We start from the raw sequence: 18,369 nt of genomic DNA on the forward strand, positions 1-18,369 counted from the left end.
AGTATCCCAAGGTGGTTCATCGCTTTCCTCCCGCTAACGGCCGGTCTTGCGCCGCAGGGAGTCCAGCAGATCGGTGATCTCCGTCAGGCGCAGTGGCCGGGCGAGGAGGACGACGACGAGGGCCAGTACGGCGGTTCCCGCCCCTGCCGCGGCGAAGTCGCCGAACCGGGCGCAGGCGCGGGCGGCCGCGTGCGCGGCGGCGGCGGCCGGGAGGCAGGCGGCCAGCAGCCGCAAGTGGGTCCGTACGGCGGTCGCGCGCCGCGCGGTACGGGTGCCGGTGCGCGGGCCGAGCCTGCGGGCGAGGGTGCGCGCGGTGACGGCGGCCCCCGCCGCGAAGGCCACGGAGGAGGCGGCGGCCATGCCGGTGACGGCCCAGCGCGGGGGCAGCAGGAAGTAGGCGGAGGCCGACAGTGCGGCGTTCAGCCCGGCGATGACCAGGTTCAGGAAGAACGGGGTCCGGGTGTCGGAGAGGGCGTAGAACCCGCGGGACAGGACGTACTGAGCGGAGAAGGCGACCAGGCCGGGCGCGAAGGCGACGAGGATGCCCGCCATGACCTCGATGTCGGCGGCGCCGGTACGGCCGTACTCGAAGACGCCGCCGATCACCCAGGGCGCGAGGGCGGCGAAGAGGGCGGCGGCGGGCACGACGAGGGCAGCGCTGGAACGCAGCGCGTACGAGACGTCCCTGCGGACGGCGCCGAGATCGCCGTCGGCTGCGGCGGTGCTCATCCGGGGCATCAGGGCGGTGACGAGGGAGACGGTGATGATGCCCTGCGGGACGATCCACAGCTGGTAGGCGTTGCTGTAGGCGGTGTAGCCGGCGCCCCCGGCGAGGCCCGCCTCGACGGCACGCGCTCCCGAGGTGGTGGAGAGGCGGGTGACGACCCAGTAGGCGATCTGGTTGGTGAGGACGAGCATGACCAGCCAGCCCGCGTTGCGCAGCGGCCGGCCGAGGCCGCTGCCGCGCCAGTCGAAGCGGGGGCGCCAGCGGAAGCGGGCGGCGCGCAGCGACGGGACCAGGGCGAGGGCCTGGATCACGATGCCGGCGGTGGTGCCGAGGCCGAGCAGCCGGGTCTCGGCGGCGGAGAGCCCGTCCGCGGCGCCGTGGGAGACGTACAGGAAGAGTCCGAAGACGCCGATGATGACGACGTTGTTGAGGACCGGGGTCCACATCATCGCGCCGAACCGGCCGCGCGCGTTCAGTACCTGGCCGAGCAGGGTGAAGAGCCCGTAGAAGAGGATCTGCGGCAGGCAGTACCGGGCGAGGGCCACCGTCGTGCTCGCCTGGGCGCCGTCGTAGCCGGTGTACGCCTCGACGATCTGCGGGGCGGCGAGGACGGCGGCCGCGGTGAGCAGCACGAGGGCCGCGGTGCAGGCGGTCAGCAGCCGGTCGGTGTAGGCGGCCCCGCCGTCGCGGTGCTCCTTGGCGGCGCGGACCAGCTCGGGGACGAAGACGGCGTTCAGCGCGCCGCCGACGAGCAGCATGTAGATGATGTTCGGCACGGTGTTGGCGACGGCGTACCCGTCGCCGAGCAGGCCGGTGCCCAGGGCCGCGACGACGACCGCCGAGCGGACGAAGCCGGTGGCGCGGGAGACGATCGAACCGGCCGCCATGAGCGCGCCGCTGCGCAGTACCGAGGCCTTGGCGGGTACGGACGCGGGCGCGGGTACGGGCGCCGGCTCGGATATCGGCGCCGGCTCGGATACGGACGCCGGCTCAAATACGGGCGCCGACTCGGGTACGGGCGCGGCCGGGGTGCCCGGATCGGCTGTGGTGCCGTTCCTCACCGGCGGGCCAGGTACGCCTGGAAGGCCTTGTAGAGCGCCGCGTTGGCGTATCCGTCCATCGGGGTCTCCCACTCGCCGAGCGTCTCGACTACCTTTCCGCCGGTGCCGAGCTTCCAGCGCAGCAGCCCGAAAGAACGTTCGCCGGGGTCAAGGGTGGAGGGTACCCCGCGCATGTCGTACTCGTGCGCTCCGAGGTCGTGGGCGTCGCACAGCATGCGCCACTGGAGGGCGTTGCTGGGACGCACCTCGCGGCGGTGGTCGGCGGAGGCGCCGGTCTGGTACCAGACCCGGCCGCCGGCCACGATCATCGTGTGGGCGGCGAGGACCTCGCCCTGGTGGACGCCCAGGTAGAGCCGCATCCGGCCGGGCTCCTCCGCGTTGAGGGCCGCGTACTGCTGCTCGTAGTAGGCCAGTGAGCGGCCGAGGCGGAACCCGTCGCGCTCCTCGGTGATCCGCAGCAGCCGGTAGAACTCGGGCAGGCCGGCCGCGGTTCCGACGACGGTCCGCACGCCCGCCTTCCGCGCCTTGCGCACGTTGCGCCGCCACTCCTGGTTCAGGCCCGCCCACAGGTCGTCGCGGGAACGGCCCGCGAGCGGTACCCGGAAGACGTGGCGGGGCTGGGCGTCGCCGTCGTCCTCGCCGCCGCAGCGCTTCCAGCCGCGGGTGCGCAGCCGGTCGGCGAGCGCCGCGCCGACCGGGTCGACCTCGGTGGCGAGGACGTCGGAGATCTGCCGGCCGGGCCCGGCGCCGGACTTGACGGCGGCCGCGTCCCAGCTCCGGTAGGCGGGTGTGGGGCCGATGCGGACGGCGAAGGCCCCGGCCGCCTTCAGGTGGCGCATGAGCGGGGTCAGCCAGCGGTCCACGCGCGGGTCCGACCAGTCGGCGACGGGCCCCTCGGGGAGGTAGGCGAAGTATTTGCGGGTTCCGGGGAATTGGCGGTAGAGAACGAGTCCGGCCCCCTCGATCTCACTGTTCGGGTAGTGCCATCCGACCCTTTCCGAGCGCCATTGGTCCTTTACCCGGGCCCACGACGGGTACTGGAGGAAACTCGCCTGCGGGTTCCGGGAGAGGAACGCCCGGTATTCGCCGAGGGAGAGCGTGCACACCTCGGGCTCCCCGTCCCGGCCGCGCGACGCGTCCGGGCCCTGCCCCTGTCGATGGTGCTGCTGGGCTGTGTTCACGAGCAGTGCGCACACGGCAGTCGTCCTTCCTGTACGTCCGGGCGTGGATGGACAGGACTCTCACAGCAGCCGGTGACCGCTCCGCGCGGCGATTGTGACCGGACGATGACCGTTTCGCTGCGGTGCACGTCACAACCGAAATGGAGGGATTTTCCGGAGAATGCGCAACCTAGAGTCCCCGTGTTCGCTCTCCTTTTGCGAACGATGATGACTTCGGAGGGGATTTCGTTGAGCCGCACCAGCCGCACCAGCCGTACCGCCCTGTCCCGCCGCCGGGTCCGCCACGCCGCCGCCGCGGGCACCGCGCTGCTGGCCGCGACCCTGACCGCCTGCGGAGGCGGCGGCGACGCGGCCGCCGGGGGCGGCAAGGCGGAGCTGAAGCCCAAGCCGGACATGGCCGTCTCGGTGAACCTCACGGGCGATCAGGTCAAGGCCGGCGAGCCGGTCACGGTGACGGTCGCCGAGGGCAAGCTGGCCCTGGTGAAGGTCACCGACGGCAAGAACGGGGAGCTGCCGGGGAAGATATCCGACGACGGCCGCACCTGGACCTCCGAGCGCAACGCCTCACCCGGCACGGACTACAAGGTGGAGGCGCAGAACACCGACAGCCAGAGCGCGGGCACCCAGTTCAAGACCTCCCCCGCCGACAAGGTGAACAAGGTCTCGATCAACCTGCCCAAGGGGAGCACGGTCGGCGTCGCCATGCCGGTCTCGCTCGTCTTCGACAACCCGGTCACGAACAAGGCCGAGGTCGAGAAGCAGTTGAAGGTCACCTCCTCGGACAACACCGAGGGGTCCTGGGGCTGGTTCAAGGACTACTCCGGCAAGGACCGCGTGGACTGGCGGCCGAAGGAGTACTGGAAGTCCGGCACCGACGTGAAGGTCGACATGAACCTGAACGGCGTGGACTCCGGGAAGGGCGGCGGGCTCTTCGCCCGTGACTACACCACCGAGTTCAAGATAGGCAAGGACCGCCGGATGGAGGTCAGCCTCGACACCCGGAAGATGAAGGTGAGCGAGGACGGCCAGGTGGTCGAGACGATCCCGGTCTCGGCCGGAACTCCCGGCGGGCAGAAGGCGTCCTGGTCCGGAAAGATGGTCCTCATGTCGAAGGAGGGCACCATCCGGATGGACTCCCAGACGGTCGGCCTGGGCGACTCCTACGACAAGATGGTCGACTTCTCGATGCGGCTGACCTGGTCCGGCATGTACGCCCACGCCGCCCCGTGGAACTCCGGCAACTTCGGCCGCGCCAACACCAGTTCCGGCTGTGTGGGCATGAGCGACGCGGACGCCCGCGGCTTCTACGCGAAGGTCCAGGTCGGCGACCCCTTCGAGGTGGTCGGCAGCGGCTCCAAGGGCAACGCGGAGATCGGCAACGGCTACGGCGAGTGGAACCTGTCCTGGGACGACTGGAGGGCCAAGAGCGCACTGACCGGGGGCACCCAGAACGGCTGACCCCCGACGCCCCCATCACTGACTCTCGTTCAATTGTTACCACCACGTAACTTACCGATGGGTTACCTTCGGTAATCCCTCCCCGTTACCGTCGGGTCACTTTCACCCCCCGGCGTACGCGAGGAGCGATTGATGGAACGCACCACCACCGCCGCGGCGGTGGCAGCCCTGCTGGCGGCAGCCGCCCTGGGCCTGGCCCCCCACCAGGCCCAGGCGGCCCCCGCACCTGCCACCGCCGTCACCTCGAACGTCTCGGACGTGTCGGACGCCTCGTCGGAGCTGCGGTTCCACGACATCCCCGGCTCCGGCGGCATCACCCTCAAGGGCAACGTCTTCACCCCGGCCGGAGCCGTGCAGGGCCGGAAGTACCCGCTGATCGTGCTGCCCACCAGCTGGGGCCTGCCGCAGATCGAATACATCGCCCAGGCCAAGAAGCTCGCCGACTCCGGCTACGTCGTGGTCAGTTACACCTCGCGCGGCTTCTGGCTCTCCGGCGGCGAGATCGAGGTGGCCGGCCCGCCGGACGTCGCCGACGTGTCCGCCGTCATCGACTGGGCCCTCGCCCACACCCCCGCCGACGCGGACCGCATCGGCCTCGGCGGGGTCTCGTACGGCGCGGGCATCAGCCTGCTGGCCTCCGCGCACGACCCCCGGATCAAGGCCGTGGTCGCGATGAGCGGCTGGGCCGACCTCGTGGCCTCCATCTACTCCGGCCGCACGCAGCACCTCCAGGCCGCCGGGCTGCTCGGCGTCGCCGGCAACCTAACCGGCCGGCCCGGTCCCGAACTCCAGTCGATCCTGAGCGACTTCCTCGGCTCCCGGCTCGACCGCGAGCAGCAGATGATCGACTGGGGCAAGAAGCGCTCGGCGGCCTTCGAGGTCGACCGGATCAACGCCAACGCCCCCGCGATCATGATGGGGAACGCCTGGGGCGACACCATCTTCCCGCCCAACCAGTACGCCGACTTCTTCGAGAAGCTGACCGGCCCCAAGCGCCTGGAGTTCCGCCCCGGCGACCACGCCACCGCCGAGCTCACCGGTCTGCTCGGCCTGCCCAACGACACCTGGACCAGCGCCCACCGCTGGTTCGACCGCTACCTCAAGGGCGAGCGCAACGGCGTGGACACCGAGGCTCCGGTCCAGCTCAAGTCCCGTAGCACCGGCGGCTACGAGGGCTATCCGGACTGGAAGTCGGTCGGCGCGGCGGGCACCGAGCGCATCGCGCTCTCCGACAGCGAGCACGTCTTCGCGAACGCCGACTCCGGGGCCAACGGCGGGATCGTCCTGCTCTCCAACCTCCTCGACCAGTTCGTCAAGACCCCGCCGGTGGCCTCCATCCCCCTGCTGCCCCGCTCCTTCGCCGCCGTATGGCAGTCGCCGCGCTACGACCGGGAGCGTCGCGTCCGCGGCGACGTCCGGCTCCACACCACCGTCACGCCCACCAAGGGCGACGGCACCTTCGTCGCGTACCTCTACGACGTCGGCCCGCTCGGCATCGGCAAGCTCGTCAGCAACGCCCCGTACACCTTCCACGGCAAGACCCCGGGCCAGGCCTTCGGCGTGGACCTGGAGCTCTTCTCCACCGCCTACGACGTGCCCGCCGGGCACCGGCTGGCACTCGTCGTCGACACCGTCGACCCGCTCTACATCGAGCACAACCCCTCCGGCGCGCAGCTGACCTTCTCCTCGCCGCGCACCGATCCCTCGTACGTCTCGGTGCCGCTGCGCGAGCAGTGATCCACGGCTGCTGCCGGGCGGGGTGTGGCTCTTCGGAGTTACACCGTTCCCGGCAGCATCGCCGCGGGATCGGCCGGGGGCTCGCCGGCCCCCTGGGTCTGCGGGTTGCGGCGCTGGCGGCGCGCGACCCAGGTGGCGAACCAGGACAGCAGCATGCACATGCCGATGTAGATCGGCGAGATGATCATCACGACGGGGATGAAGGGCAGGTCGTAGTCGAGATTGGACGCGATCAGTTTGCCCGCGTGCAGGAACTCCTCATAGGTGATCAGGTAGCCGAGGGAGGTGTCCTTCAGGGCCACGACCAGCTGGCTGATGATCGTGGGCAGCATGGCCCGGACCGCCTGGGGGGCGAGGACGTAGGACATCACCTGGGTCTTGCGCATGCCCAGCGCGTACGCCGCCTCGCGCTGCCCGCGCTCCACCGCGTTGACGCCCGTGCGGAACACCTCGGCGAGCACCGATCCGTTGTAGAGCGTCAGCCCGGCCACCAGCGCGGGCAGCGGCTGGACCTTCAGCGCGACGAAGATGAAGAAGATCATCACCAGTACCGGCATGGCCCGGAAGAACTCCACGCACAGGGTGGCCAGCCAGCGCACCGGCCGGTGCACCGAGAGCCGGCCGGTGGCGAGCACCGCGCCGAGCAGCAGGGAGAGCACCGAGGCGTAGGCGAACGCCTTGAGCGTGTTCCCCAGGCCCCGCAGCAGCAGCTCCTGGATGCCCGCGTACGTGAAGGGGCTCCACTTGGCGGCGGTGAACTGCTCGGTGTCGAAGAGCAGGTAGAGGAGCCAGCCGGCCAGGAGCAGGAGCAGCACCGTGGAGCCGATCCCGTAGTACAGGTGGCGGCGCCGGGCCCGGGGGCCCGGGATGTCGTAGAGGGCGGTGGACTCCAGGTCGCCGTGGAGCGCGTGCGCGGTCATCGGGCCACTCCGTAGCGCTTCTCCAGCACGTGGAAGAGCGCGCTGATGGACAGGGTGATGATCAGGTAGCCCACGGCGATCCAGACGAAGGTCCAGATGATGCTGTAACCGAGCTCGTTGAGGGTCTTGTACGTGCCCAGCAGCTCGGTGACGCTGAAGGCGCCGGCGATCGCGGAGTTCTTGGCGAGTGCGATCAGGGTGGAGCCGATGGGCGGGATGACGGAGCGGAAGGCCTGCGGGAGGACGACCGTGCCCAGGGTCTGGCCGAAGGACATGCCCAGGCTGCGGGCCGCCTCGCCCTGGCCCTTGGGCACGGTGTTGATGCCGGAGCGCAGCACCTCGCAGATGAACGCGGAGGTGTAACAGCCCAGGGCGAGGACGGCGAACAACTGGAAGGGCAGGACCAGGCCGAAGCGCGGCAGCCCGAGCAGGACGGCGAAGAACAGCAGGGTGAGCGGGGTGTTGCGCAGGATGGTGACCCAGACCGTGCCGAAGGCCCGGAACGAGCCGACGGGCGCGACCCGGAAGGAGGCCATGAGGAAGCCGAGGACCAGGGCGAGCAGGGAGGCGTAGACGGTCAGTTCGACCGTGCCGAGGAATCCCTCGCCGTAGAGCGCGAAGTTGTCGGTGAGTACGTTCATGGCGGTGGCCCTCTCGCTCAGCTCGCCGGATAGCGGTCGATGGCGGGAGGCGTCGGAGCGGGCTCGCCGGACAGGCCGAGCGTGGCCTCGTAGGCCTTCTTCCAGTTGCCGTTCTTCTCCTGCGCCTCCAGGGCGTCGTCGAGGGCGAAGCGCAGCGCGTTGTCGCTGCGCGGGACGCCGATGCCGTAGGGCTCCTGGGAGAAGGGCTTGCCGACCACCTTGAGCTCGTCGGGGACCTTGGCCGCGTAGCCCAGGAGGATGGAGTCGTCGGTGGAGACGGCGTCGACCTGGTAGGTCAGCAGGTTGTCCACGCAGACGGAGTAGGTGTCGTAGGCGACGAGCACCGCTTCGGGGAACTCCTTCTGGAGCCGCTGGTAGGGGGTGGAGCCGGCGGCCGAGCAGACCTTCTTGCCCGCGAGGTCGTCGGGACCGTTGATGTCCTTCTCGTCCTTGCGGACCAGCAGGGACTGGCCGGCCATGTAGTAGGGGCCGGCGAAGCCGACCTGCTTCTTGCGGTTGTCGTTGATGGTGTAGGTGCCGACGTAGTAGTCGATCTGGCCGTTCTGCAGGGCCGTCTCACGGTTGGCGGAGGCGATCGTCTTGAACTCGATCGTCTTGGGGTCGAAGCCGAGGGACGCCGACATCATCTTGGCGATCTCGATGTCGAAGCCGGAGTAGAGGCCGCTCGCGGGGTCCTTCTCCCCCATGTACGGCTGGTCCTCCTTGGCGCCGACGACGAGGTGTCCGCGCTTCCTGGCCCGCTCCCAGGTGCGGGAGTCGGGCAGCCGGAAGCCGGTGTCGACGGTGTAGACGGGCAGGTCCTCGGGCTGCGGTCCCTTGACCGGGGGGCTGCCGGACTTGCCGCAGCCCGTGGAGCAGGCGAGGACGACCAGGGCGACGAGGAGGGCTCGGGTACGGATCATCACGCCGTCCCTCAGTGCTTCAGGATCTTGGAGAGGAAGTCCTTGGCCCGGTCGCTCTCGGGGGCGGTGAAGAACTCCTCCGGGGTCCGGTCCTCGACGATCCTGCCGTCGGCCATGAACACGACGCGGTTGGCGGCGGAGCGGGCGAAGCCCATCTCGTGGGTGACCACGACCATGGTCATGCCCTCGCTCGCCAGCTGCTGCATGACTTCCAGCACCTCGTTGATCATCTCCGGGTCGAGCGCGGAGGTGGGCTCGTCGAAGAGCAGGGCCTTGGGGCTCATGGCGAGGGCGCGGGCGATGGCGACGCGCTGCTGCTGGCCGCCGGACAGCTGGGCGGGGTACTTGGGGGCCTGGTCGGCGAGGCCGACCCGCTCCAGCAGGTCCCGGGACCGCTTGTCCGCCTCGTCCCGCTTGCGCCCGCGCACCTTCATCTGGGCGAGGGAGACGTTGGCGAGGACCGTCTTGTGCGCGAACAGGTTGAAGGACTGGAAGACCATCCCGACCTCGGCGCGCAGCTGCGCCAGTTCCTTGCCCTCGGCCGGCAGCGGCTTGCCGTCGAGGGTGATCGTTCCCGACTCGATCGTCTCCAGTCGGTTGATCGCCCGGCACAGGGTCGATTTCCCGGAACCGGAGGGGCCGATGACCACCACCACCTCCCCGCGGCCGACGGTGAGGTTGATGTCTTGGAGTACGTGCAGCTCTCCGAAGTGCTTGTTCACGTTCCGCAGCTCGATCAACGGATCGACGGCCATGCGCTGCCCTGCCCACTTGTCGGTGTCGAGGTCAGCGCAAACTATCCAGCCCGGGAAGGGCACTTCTCCTCGACACGCCTAAAGGGGGCATAAAGCTACATCTGCGTGTGATCAGCCCTCGGAGGCCTCGGCGTAGGCCTGGCTGAGTTCGGGGGAACCGGTCATCGCCCAGGACACCCCCGACTCGATCACGTTCAGCTCCCGGCCCGAGGCCAGCCGGATCACCGGCTGGCCGTTCGGCCACACCTGCCAGGCGGCACCGGGGATCGAGCGGACGATCACCGTACCGAGGTAGAAGCCCGCGTCGTTGCCCAGCCACGGCACCGCCTCGGGGTCCCGGCGCCAGCGCGGCATCAGCTGGTCGAGCGCCTCCAACGAGGCGGTGCTCTCGTCGAGTTCGAGCCCGGCGACCCTCGCCTGGACGCGCAGCATCTCGCACTCCGAGAACAACTCGGTGATGCCGTCGGGATCATCGGCGAGGGCGGCTGCGAGCCCCGCACCCCGTTCCGTTTCGTGCCGGTTCAGCCAGTTGTCCAGGAAAGGGATGTTCATATCACCCAGACTCGCACCAGGATCCGCCACTGGCCACAGGGCGCGCCTTAGCCGTACCGTTCGGGCCCGGGGCGCGCCCTACCGTTCCAGGTCCAGGTCGACGACGACCGGTGCGTGATCGGACGCCCCCTTGCCCTTGCGCTCCTCGCGGTCCACGTAGGCGTCGGTGACGGCCTTGGTGAAGGGCGCGTTCCCGTACACCAGGTCGATGCGCATGCCCCGGTTCTTCGGGAAGGCGAGCATCCGGTAGTCCCAGAAGGTGTACGGGCGGTCGTACTTGAGCGCGCGGGGGAACACGTCGGAGAGTCCGGCGTCGCGCAGCGCCTCCAGGGCGGCGCGCTCGGCGGGGGTGACGTGCGTGGCGCCCTCGAAGACGGCCGGGTCGTAGACGTCCTCGTCGGTCGGGGCCACGTTGAAGTCGCCGAGCACCGCGAAGGGGCGCGGGCCGGCCGCGTCCTGCGCGACGGCAGCGGCCAGGGAGCGGAACCAGCCCAGCTTGTAGCCGTAGTGGTCGTGCGCGACCTCGCGGCCGTTGGGCACGTACACCGACCAGACGCGGACCCCGCCGCAGGTGGCGGAGATCGCGCGGGGCTCCTGGACGCCCTCGTAGTCGGGCCCGCCGGGCAGCCCGAGGACGACGTCCTCCAGGCCGACCCGGGAGAGCAGGGCCACGCCGTTCCACCGGCCGGTGGCGTTGACGGCCGACTCGTAGCCCAGCTCGCGCAGCTCGGCGTGCGGGAACTGCTCCGCGGAGCACTTGGTCTCCTGGACGCACAGGACGTCGGTGCCCGAACTTTCCAGCCAGGCGAGCAGGCGCGGCAGCCGGGCGGTGATGGAGTTGACGTTGAACGTGGCGATACGCATACCCGCCAACCTATCGCCTGGCACCGACAGTCACAGTTCGGTGCTGTCGCCGGCGGTGAGTCGGCCGTGGTCGGCGCCACCCAGGGCGGCCAGGGCGCCGTCGTAGACCGGCCGGGCGAGGTCGGAGAGGTAAGCGTCGTGGATGTCGACGGCCCGGCGGGGCTTGACCTCGCGGACGTAGTCGATCACCTCGGCGATCTTGTTCCACGGGGCGTGCACCGGCAGCATCAGGGTGTCCACGGGGGCGCCGGGCACGGTCAGGGCGTCGCCGGGGTGGAAGAGCGAACCGTCCACGAGGAAGCCGACGTTCGTGATCCGCGGGATGTCCGGGTGGATCACGGCGTGCAGCTCGCCGTGTACCTGGACCTCGAAGCCGGCCGCGGTGAAGGAGTCCCCGTGGCCCACCGTGTGCACCCGGCCGGGGTAGGCCGGCGCGAGCCTCTCGGCGACGCTGCGCAGGGTCCACAGCCGCGCGGCCGGGTTGGTGTCGAGGACGGCCCGCAGCCGGCCCTCCTCGAAGTGGTCGGGGTGCTCGTGCGTGACCAGCAGGGCGTCGGCGCCCCGGCCCGCGTCCGGTTCGCTGAAGGCGCCCGGGTCGATGACGAGCCTGCGCCCGTCCTTCTCCAGCTCGACGCAGGAGTGCAGCCGTTTGGTGAGCTTCATGGGGGCAAGGCTAGACGGCCCGGCGCCGGGCGCGCGGGGTTCAGGGGGTCGTGGAGGAGACCACGTAGACCTTGGCGATGCGGGGGTCGGTGACGTCGACGGTGATGTCGCGGGTGGGACGGGGGTCGTCCTGTTCGAGGGTGGTGCCGAGCCAGTCCTCGTGGGTCTTCCAGTTCCACCCCGCGATCTCGGTGTCGTGCGCCGAGATCGCGACCCCGGGGGTCAGCTCCCCGCGGCTGCTGCCGACGGAGGCCAGGAACGTGTCCAGGTCGGCGGGTGAGACCGCGAACTGGGTGTACAGCCGGCTGGTGCGCCAGTTGTTCGTCTCCAGGAAGCCGACCCGCCAGGCCTTGTCCGGGATCGGCACCTCGTAGATGCTGCGCTGCACCTTGGACGGCCAGCCGGGGCGGACCTTCGTCGCACCCACCTTGGCGGCCTTGTCGCGGCCGCTCTGGCGACTCTGCTGGGCCGAGACGGCCAGGTAGCCCGCGGGGACGCCGACCAGCAGCAGGATGATGATCGCGGTCACCCAGCGGCGGCGCACGACGTGTCTGCGGTCCTCCGCGGGCGGCGGTACGGAGTCCCCGTCGGGTGCGGAGGCCTGGTGGGGCAGGGTGGGCGGCGGTGTCACTGCTGGTCCTGGTCCTCGGGGCCGACGGCGGCGTCTGGCCGGCCGAGCTGTGCGTAGCGCTCGTACCGCTCGACGCGCCGGCGCGTGGCGCGGCGGAAGCGTCGGGCGACGAGCCGGGAGAGGTCGGCGGCGCCGACCATGCCGGCCTCGGGGCCGAGCTGGGCTTTGGCGATGCGGGCCTCGGGCCGGTAGCCGCGCCCGGTCAGGTGACGGCGGAAGGCGTCCCGGGCCGGGCCGATCAGCAGGTCGTCGGCGGCGCTGACGCCGCCGCCGATGACGAAGCAGGAGGGGTCCAGGGCGGCGGCGAGGTTGGCGATGCCGACGCCGAGCCACTGGCCGATGTCCTGGAGCAGTTCGACGCACATGGCGTCGCCCTCGCGGGCCAGCTCGGTGATGAGCGGTCCGGTGATCTCCGCGACGTTGCCGCCGACCCGGGCGATGATGTTGTGCGCGACGGGGGAATCGGCGGCGGCGAGCTCGCGGGCCTCGCGGACCAGGGCGTTGCCGGAGCTGTACTGCTCCCAGCAGCCGCGGTTGCCGCAGGGGCAGCGGTGGCCGCCGGGGACGACCTGCATGTGGCCGAACTCGCCGGCGACCCCGTACCGGCCGCGCTTGACCTGGCCGCCTTCCAGGATGGCCCCGCCGATGCCGGTGCCGAGCGTGATCATGACGAGGTGGTCCTCGCCGCGGCCGGCGCCGAAGCGCCACTCGGCCCAGGCGGCGGTGTTGGCATCGTTGTCGACCATGACCGGGACGGCGAGCCGGGACTGGAGCGCGTCGCGCAGCGGCTCGTCGCGCCAGGCCAGGTGAGGTGCGAAGAGGACGCGGGAGCGGTCGGCGTCGACCCAGCCGGCCGCGCCGATGCCCACCGCGTGCACGTCGTGCCGGTCGGAGAGGTCCAGGACCAGTTCGACGATGGTGTCCTCGACGACCTTGGCGCTCTTGGACTTGTCGGGGGTCTCCGCGCGGATCTTCTCCAGGATGATGCCGTCGGCGTCGACGACGCCGGCCATCACCTTGGTGCCGCCGATGTCGATGCCGACGGTCGGTACGCGCGGGGCGGTCAGGTGCGACCGGCGCTCACGGGTCCCGATGGTCCGCAGGACGGTGCCCCGCGCCGAGCCCCGGTGGGCGAGCGTGAAGTCCCGGTACGTGCTCATCGAGTCGTGCCGTCCCTCATGGTGCGGTGGTGCCGGACGGGGTGCCCGGGCCTGGTGGCGTGCTGGGTGGCGTGCTGTCTGAGCCTGATTCTGCCACCCGCTCCAGCTCGTGGCTCAGTTCGTCGAGCTCGGAGCCGCCCGCCATCTGCCGGGTCAGCTCGTCCAGGGTGATCGAGTCGCGGGTGTGGCTGCCCGCCATGGTGCCGCGCTTGAGGAGCACGAAACGGTCCCCGACCAGGTACGCGTGGTGCGGGTTGTGGGTGATCAGGACCACGCCGAGGCCCGCGTCGCGGGCGGCGGCGACATACTTGAGGACGACGCCGGACTGCTTGACGCCGAGCGCGGCGGTGGGCTCGTCCAGTACGAGGACCTTGGCGCCGAAGTGGACGGCGCGGGCGATGGCCACGCACTGGCGCTCGCCGCCCGACAGGGTGCCGATGGGCTGGTCCACGTCGCGCAGGTCGATGCCCATGCGCAGCAGTTCGGTGCGGGTGGTCCGGCGCATCAGCTCGACGTCGAGGCGGCGCAGCGGGCCGCGGCCGCGGGTGGGTTCGGAACCGAGGAAGAAGTTCCGCCAGACGGGCATCAGCGGGACGACGGCCAGGTCCTGGTAGACGGTGGCGATGCCGTGGTCGAGGGCGGCGCGCGGGTTGGCCAGGACGGTCTCCTCGCCCTCGATCTCGAAGGAGCCGGCGTCGTGCCGGTGCAGCCCCGCGATGATCTTGATGAGGGTGGACTTTCCGGCGCCGTTGTCGCCGAGCACGCAGGTGATCTCGCCTGCGGAGACCTCCAGGGAGACGCCTTGGAGGGCGCGGATGTTGCCGTAGAACTTGCTGACGTCGGTCAGCCTCACCAGCGCCGGTGCGGGGCCGGTCGTCGTCCCGGTATCGGTCACGGTCACTTCGCCTCCGCCCGCTTGCGGACCCATGCGTTGAGCAGCGTCGCGAGCAGCAGCATCGCGCCGAGGAAGAACTTGAACCAGTCCGGGTTCCACTGGGCGTAGACGATGCCGTTGCTGGTCATGCCGAAGATGAAGGCGCCGACGGCCGATCCGATGGCGGAGCCGTAGCCGCCGGTCATCAGGCAGCCGCCGATGACCGCCGCGATGATGTACAGGAACTCGTTGCCGACGCCCTCGCCCGACTGGACCACGTCGAACGAGAAGAGGATGTGCTGCCCGGAGATCCAGGCGCACAGCGCGACGCCCATGTAGAGGCCGATGCGCGTCTTGACCACGGGCACGCCGGTCGCGCGGGCCGCGTCGGCCCCGCCGCCCACGGCGAAGATCCAGTTCCCTGCGCGGGTGCGCAGCAGGATCCAGGTGGCCACCGCGACCAGGGCGAACCACCACAGGATGGTGACCTTCAGGGTGACCGAGCCGACGTTCCACTGCGAGGCGAAGAGCGCGCGGGCGGAGTCGAAGCCCTCCATGTCGGCGATGGACTTGGTGGAGACGGAGCCGCTGATCAGCTTGGTGAAGCCGAGGTTCAGGCCGGTCAGCATCAGGAAGGTGCCGAGCGTGATGATGAAGCTCGGCAGTTTGGTACGGGTGAGCATGAAGCCGTTGAAGAAGCCGACGGCGAGGGTGACAATCAGGGACACCAGGACGCCGACCCAGACGTTGGCCGTCATCTGGTAGCTGAACATCGAGCTGAACAGCGCCGAGGTGGTGACCATGACGCCGGCGGACAGGTCGAACTCCCCGCCGATCATCAGCATCGCCACCGGGACGGCCATGATCCCGATCGTGGAGGCCGAGTACAGGACCGTGCTGAGGCTGGAGGCCCGCAGGAAGCTGTCCGCGGCGAAGGAGAAGAACACGAAGACCGCGGCGGCGCCGACCACCGCGCCCAGCTCCGGGCGGCCGAGCAGCCTGCGCAGCAGGGAGCTCGGCGCGAGCCGCTCGTCCGCGGGGGGTGCGGCGGCGCTCATCGGCTGCCCCGCTTGATGTACTCCTCCAGCGCGGACGCCTCGGCGCCGGTGACGATCTGCGGTCCGGTGAGGACCGGACGGCCGCCGCCGAGCACGTTGGCGTTGTAGCGGTAGAGCCAGAGCAGGTCGATCGCCTCGTAGCCCTGGAGGTAGGGCTGCTGGTCGACGGCGAAGCCGAGCGCCCCGGACTTCAGGTCGCGGGCGACGGACGCGTTGAGGTCGAAGGTGTCCACCTCCGCCTTGCTGCCCGCCGCGTCCTTCGCCTTGACGGCGGTGGGGGCGAAGGGGGCGCCGAGGGTGACGATCGCGTCGACGGACGGGTCGGCCTGGAGCTTGGCCTGCAGGGCCGCCTGGACGGAGGGCATGTTGGTGCCCTCGACGTACAGGTTCTCCATCGTCCCGCCGAAGGTCTTCTTCGCTCCGGCGCAGCGCTGCTCGTGGCCCACGTTGCCCTGCTCGTGCAGGACGCAGACGGCCTTCTTGCGGCCGCGTTTCGTCAGCTCGGCGCCGACCGCCTCACCGGCGATCTCCTCGTCCTGGCCGATGTGGGTGAGCGCCCCGTACGCGGCGGACTGCGCGGAGCCGGAGTTCACGGTGATCACCGGGATGCCCGCCTTGACGGCCTTGGCGATGACGTCCTTGAGGGCCTCGGGCTTGGCGAGGCTGACGACGATCCCGTCGACCTTCTGGTCGATCGCGTTCTGCACGAACTGTGCCTGCTGCTGGGCCTGGTCGTCGTGGGCGTAGACGAAGTTGATGTTGTCCTTCGCCGCGGCCTCCTTGGCACCCTTCTGGACGATGTCCCAGAAGGTGTCGCCGTCGCCCGCGTGAGTGACCATCGCGAAGGTCCAGCGCGGGGTGGAGACCGCGGGCCGGCCCGCCTCGGCGGCCCTGGCCCGCTCCTCGGCACGCTTGCCGCCCGTACTGCTGCATCCCGCGAGGGAGGCTCCCAGTACCGCCGCGAGCACGGCGCCCACGACGCGCACCCCTGTCCGAACCCTAGCCACGTCGCCGTGCCCTTCCCTCGTCCGTGTCGTCCGTCATCAATCGGTCATTCCGGTTCCAGCCGCCCAGTATCCGCCACAGTGGACCATGCGGGGTCATCGGGGCAGGCGCGGGCAGATTGACAGGTCCCCCGTTCGGGGTCAGGTTGAGTGCATGCGCATCGGGCTCATCGGGACGGGCCGGATCGGCTCGTTCCACGCGGCGGCGCTGGCCCGCCGCCCGGACGCGGGCTCGCTCCTGCTCGCCGACGCCGATCCCGCGCGGGCGGCGCGTCTCGCCGACCGCCTCGGGGCCACGGCCGCGCCCTCGGTCGAGCAGGTCTTCACCTGGGGCGTCGACGCGGTGGTGGTGGCCTGCGCCACCGAGGGCCACGCTGAGCTGGTCGTCCGGGCGGTGCGGGGCGGCCTGCCGGTGTTCTGCGAGAAGCCGGTCGCCCCCGACCTGGCCCGCAGCCTGGCGGTGGTGCGCGAGGTGACCGCGCTCGGCGGGGTCCTCCAGACGGGTTTCATGCGCCGCTTCGACGCGGGCTACCGCACGGCCCGGGACCTGGTCCGCTCGGGGGCGCTGGGCCGGCTGCACACCGTACGGACGACGACGGCCGACGCGGAGCCGCCGGACGCCGCGTACCTGGCGACTTCCGGCGGGCTGTACCGGGACTGCCTGGTGCACGACTTCGACATGGTCCGGTGGGTGACCGGGCGCGAGGTGACCGAGGTGTACGCGGCCGGCTGCGACGCGGGCCCCGCCCGGTTCCGCGAGACCGGTGACATCGACACGGCGGCGGCCGTGCTCACCCTGGACGACGGGACGCTCGTCACCGCGACCGGCACCCGGTGCAACGGCGCCGGGTACGACGTGCGGATGGAACTGGCCGGGGAGCGGGACCAGGTCTCCGTCGGGCTGGACGACCGGACGCCGATCACCTCGACCGAACCGCACGGGCCGCCCGCGGCCAGCAAGCCGTGGACCGGGTTCCTGGAGCGGTTCGCCCCGGCGTACGAGGAGGAGCTGGCCGCCTTCGTACGGCTGATCCGCGGTGAGGGGCCCAATCCGTGCGACGGCCGCGAGGCGCTGGCCGCGCTGCGGGTGGCGGAGGCGTGCGAGGTGTCGCGCCGCGAGCGGCGCCGGGTCCGGCTGGAGGAGCTCCCGGACCTGTGAACGGGTGGCTCCCGGCGGCGGCATGCCCGCCAGCGTACGGGCGCCGCACGCCGTCGGCCGGTCATGATCCGGCCAACGTTCAGCCGGCCGCGCGGCGCCCCCAGGCGGTCCCGGCCAGGACGAGGGCGACGCCCACGAACCCGAGGGGGCCGAGGTGCTCGCCGCCGATGGCGATGCCGGCGGCGGCCGCCCACAGGGGCTCGGTGCCGAGCAGCAGGCTGACGCGGGACGGGGAGGTGCGGCGTACGGCCCACATCTGCACGAAGAAGGCGAAGAGGGTGCAGAAGACGGAGAGGAACACCAGGCCGGCCCACTCGGCGGCCCCGAAGTCCGCGGCGGCCGCCCAGGGGGTGGCCCCGGTGCCGGGAAGGGCGGCGAGCAGGGCGAAGACGAGGACCGCGCCGCCGAGCTGGACGGTGGTCAGGGAGAGCGAGTCGGCGTCCTGGACGGCCTTGACGCGGGCCATCAGCAGCACGTGCAGGGTCCGGGCGAGGGCGGCGCCGAGAATCAGCACGTCGCCGAGGCCGGGTCCGGTGAAGCCCGCGCCCTGGGTGAGGAGCACGACGCCGGTCACGGAGACGGCCGCGGCGCCGAGGAAGGCGGCCGGGGGGCGGACCCGGCGCACGGCGGCCTCCGCGAGCGGGGTGAAGATCATGGTCAGGCTGATGATCAGCCCGGCGTTGGTCGCGGAGGTGTGGACGACCCCGTACGTCTCCAGGAGGAAGATCCCGCCGAGTACGAGGCCCAGCAGCCCGGCCCCACGCAGCTGGGCGGGGGTCAGCGCCCGCAGCCGGCGCCATCCGGCGAGGACCAGGACGGGCAGCACGAGCGCGAAGCGCAGCACCAGTACGGCGATGACGGTGTGCGCGGTGGTGATGCCCTTGGCTGCGAGGTAGCTGCCGCCCCACACGACGGCGACGGCCAGAACGGGCAGGTCCGCGGCCCAGGGCCGGCGGGGCGCGGTCTCCCCCGCGGGGGTGGCGGCGGGGGCGGGGGCGGGC

18 protein-coding genes are annotated in these 18,369 nt (G+C 71.1%); 3 read left to right on the top strand and 15 right to left on the bottom strand.

Translation table 11 applies throughout. The features are described 5' to 3' along the window. Positions 1 to 33: 33 nt before the first annotated feature. Together murJ and OTB16_RS15460 are read right to left on the bottom strand one after the other, a co-directional pair. Positions 34 to 1,689, bottom strand: coding sequence for a murein biosynthesis integral membrane protein MurJ (gene murJ / locus OTB16_RS15455; protein ID WP_267720764.1), 1,656 nt, complete (start codon positions 1,687 to 1,689; stop codon positions 34 to 36). A 95-nt stretch (positions 1,690 to 1,784) separates the two neighbouring features. Continuing rightward, positions 1,785 to 2,894, bottom strand: a complete 1,110-nt coding sequence (locus OTB16_RS15460; protein WP_267720765.1) for a lipid II:glycine glycyltransferase FemX — start codon at positions 2,892 to 2,894, stop codon at positions 1,785 to 1,787. 282 nt (positions 2,895 to 3,176) lie between these two features. Between OTB16_RS15460 and OTB16_RS15465 the strand changes: the two genes are divergently transcribed. Together OTB16_RS15465 and OTB16_RS15470 are read left to right on the top strand one after the other, a co-directional pair. Continuing rightward, positions 3,177 to 4,427 carry a L,D-transpeptidase gene (locus tag OTB16_RS15465; protein ID WP_267720766.1) on the top strand — a complete coding sequence of 417 codons (1,251 nt, stop codon included), beginning with the start codon at positions 3,177 to 3,179 and terminating at the stop codon, positions 4,425 to 4,427. Between the two features lie 132 nt (positions 4,428 to 4,559). Next, positions 4,560 to 6,164 (top strand): CocE/NonD family hydrolase, encoded by a 1,605-nt coding sequence (locus tag OTB16_RS15470; protein ID WP_267720731.1) that lies wholly within the window; start codon positions 4,560 to 4,562, stop codon positions 6,162 to 6,164. A gap of 38 nt (positions 6,165 to 6,202) precedes the next feature. On the opposite strand, the gene OTB16_RS15475 is transcribed toward OTB16_RS15470, so the two are convergent. The 12 genes from OTB16_RS15475 to OTB16_RS15530 all read right to left on the bottom strand — a co-directional run bounded on the left by OTB16_RS15475 (position 6,203) and on the right by OTB16_RS15530 (position 16,212). Next, positions 6,203 to 7,084: an amino acid ABC transporter permease gene (locus tag OTB16_RS15475; RefSeq protein WP_267720732.1), complete on the bottom strand. Its 882-nt coding sequence runs from the start codon at positions 7,082 to 7,084 to the stop codon at positions 6,203 to 6,205. Then, a complete protein-coding gene (locus OTB16_RS15480) occupies positions 7,081 to 7,725 on the bottom strand; it encodes an amino acid ABC transporter permease (protein WP_267720733.1) in 645 nt (214 codons plus the stop codon). Before OTB16_RS15480 ends, OTB16_RS15475 begins: the two co-directional genes overlap by 4 nt. Positions 7,726 to 7,742: 17 nt before the next feature. Continuing rightward, on the bottom strand, positions 7,743 to 8,648 hold the full coding sequence (locus OTB16_RS15485; protein WP_267720734.1) for a glutamate ABC transporter substrate-binding protein: 906 nt from the start codon (positions 8,646 to 8,648) through the stop codon (positions 7,743 to 7,745). 11 nt (positions 8,649 to 8,659) lie between these two features. Then, complete coding sequence (locus OTB16_RS15490) at positions 8,660 to 9,403, bottom strand: amino acid ABC transporter ATP-binding protein (RefSeq protein ID WP_267720735.1); 744 nt, start codon at positions 9,401 to 9,403, stop codon at positions 8,660 to 8,662. Between the two features lie 111 nt (positions 9,404 to 9,514). Further along, positions 9,515 to 9,955, bottom strand: coding sequence for a DUF6278 family protein (locus tag OTB16_RS15495; RefSeq protein ID WP_267720736.1), 441 nt, complete (start codon positions 9,953 to 9,955; stop codon positions 9,515 to 9,517). Positions 9,956 to 10,033: 78 nt separating this feature from the next. Further along, complete coding sequence (locus OTB16_RS15500; protein ID WP_267720737.1) at positions 10,034 to 10,819, bottom strand: exodeoxyribonuclease III; 786 nt, start codon at positions 10,817 to 10,819, stop codon at positions 10,034 to 10,036. A gap of 30 nt (positions 10,820 to 10,849) precedes the next feature. Then, positions 10,850 to 11,482, bottom strand: a complete 633-nt coding sequence (locus tag OTB16_RS15505; RefSeq protein ID WP_267720738.1) for an MBL fold metallo-hydrolase — start codon at positions 11,480 to 11,482, stop codon at positions 10,850 to 10,852. A gap of 40 nt (positions 11,483 to 11,522) precedes the next feature. Then, positions 11,523 to 12,113: a hypothetical protein gene (locus OTB16_RS15510; RefSeq protein WP_267720739.1), complete on the bottom strand. Its 591-nt coding sequence runs from the start codon at positions 12,111 to 12,113 to the stop codon at positions 11,523 to 11,525. Next, positions 12,110 to 13,273 (bottom strand): ROK family glucokinase, encoded by a 1,164-nt coding sequence (locus OTB16_RS15515; protein WP_267720740.1) that lies wholly within the window; start codon positions 13,271 to 13,273, stop codon positions 12,110 to 12,112. The genes OTB16_RS15510 and OTB16_RS15515 overlap by 4 nt, the downstream gene beginning before the upstream one ends. Positions 13,274 to 13,289: 16 nt before the next feature. After that, the gene (locus OTB16_RS15520; RefSeq protein WP_267720741.1) at positions 13,290 to 14,201 is read right to left on the bottom strand and encodes an ATP-binding cassette domain-containing protein; all 912 of its coding nucleotides are present in this window, start codon (positions 14,199 to 14,201) and stop codon (positions 13,290 to 13,292) included. Next, entirely contained in the window at positions 14,171 to 15,205 is a 1,035-nt protein-coding gene (locus tag OTB16_RS15525; protein WP_267720742.1) for an ABC transporter permease, read from the bottom strand. The genes OTB16_RS15520 and OTB16_RS15525 overlap by 31 nt, the downstream gene beginning before the upstream one ends. After that, positions 15,202 to 16,212 carry a substrate-binding domain-containing protein gene (locus OTB16_RS15530; RefSeq protein WP_476470166.1) on the bottom strand — a complete coding sequence of 337 codons (1,011 nt, stop codon included), beginning with the start codon at positions 16,210 to 16,212 and terminating at the stop codon, positions 15,202 to 15,204. The genes OTB16_RS15525 and OTB16_RS15530 overlap by 4 nt, the downstream gene beginning before the upstream one ends. 151 nt (positions 16,213 to 16,363) lie before the next feature. Here OTB16_RS15530 and OTB16_RS15535 point away from each other — a divergent pair, with 151 nt between their 5' ends. Further along, a complete protein-coding gene (locus OTB16_RS15535; RefSeq protein WP_267720743.1) occupies positions 16,364 to 17,368 on the top strand; it encodes a Gfo/Idh/MocA family protein in 1,005 nt (334 codons plus the stop codon). Positions 17,369 to 17,447: 79 nt separating this feature from the next. Here OTB16_RS15535 and OTB16_RS15540 read toward each other — a convergent pair. After that, a partial coding sequence (locus OTB16_RS15540) for a DMT family transporter (RefSeq protein WP_420717703.1) occupies positions 17,448 to 18,369 on the bottom strand: 922 nt, incomplete at its 5' end.

The organism is Streptomyces antarcticus (genome assembly GCF_026627255.1).
In the GTDB taxonomy this organism is placed as follows: Bacteria; Actinomycetota; Actinomycetes; order Streptomycetales; family Streptomycetaceae; genus Streptomyces; species Streptomyces antarcticus.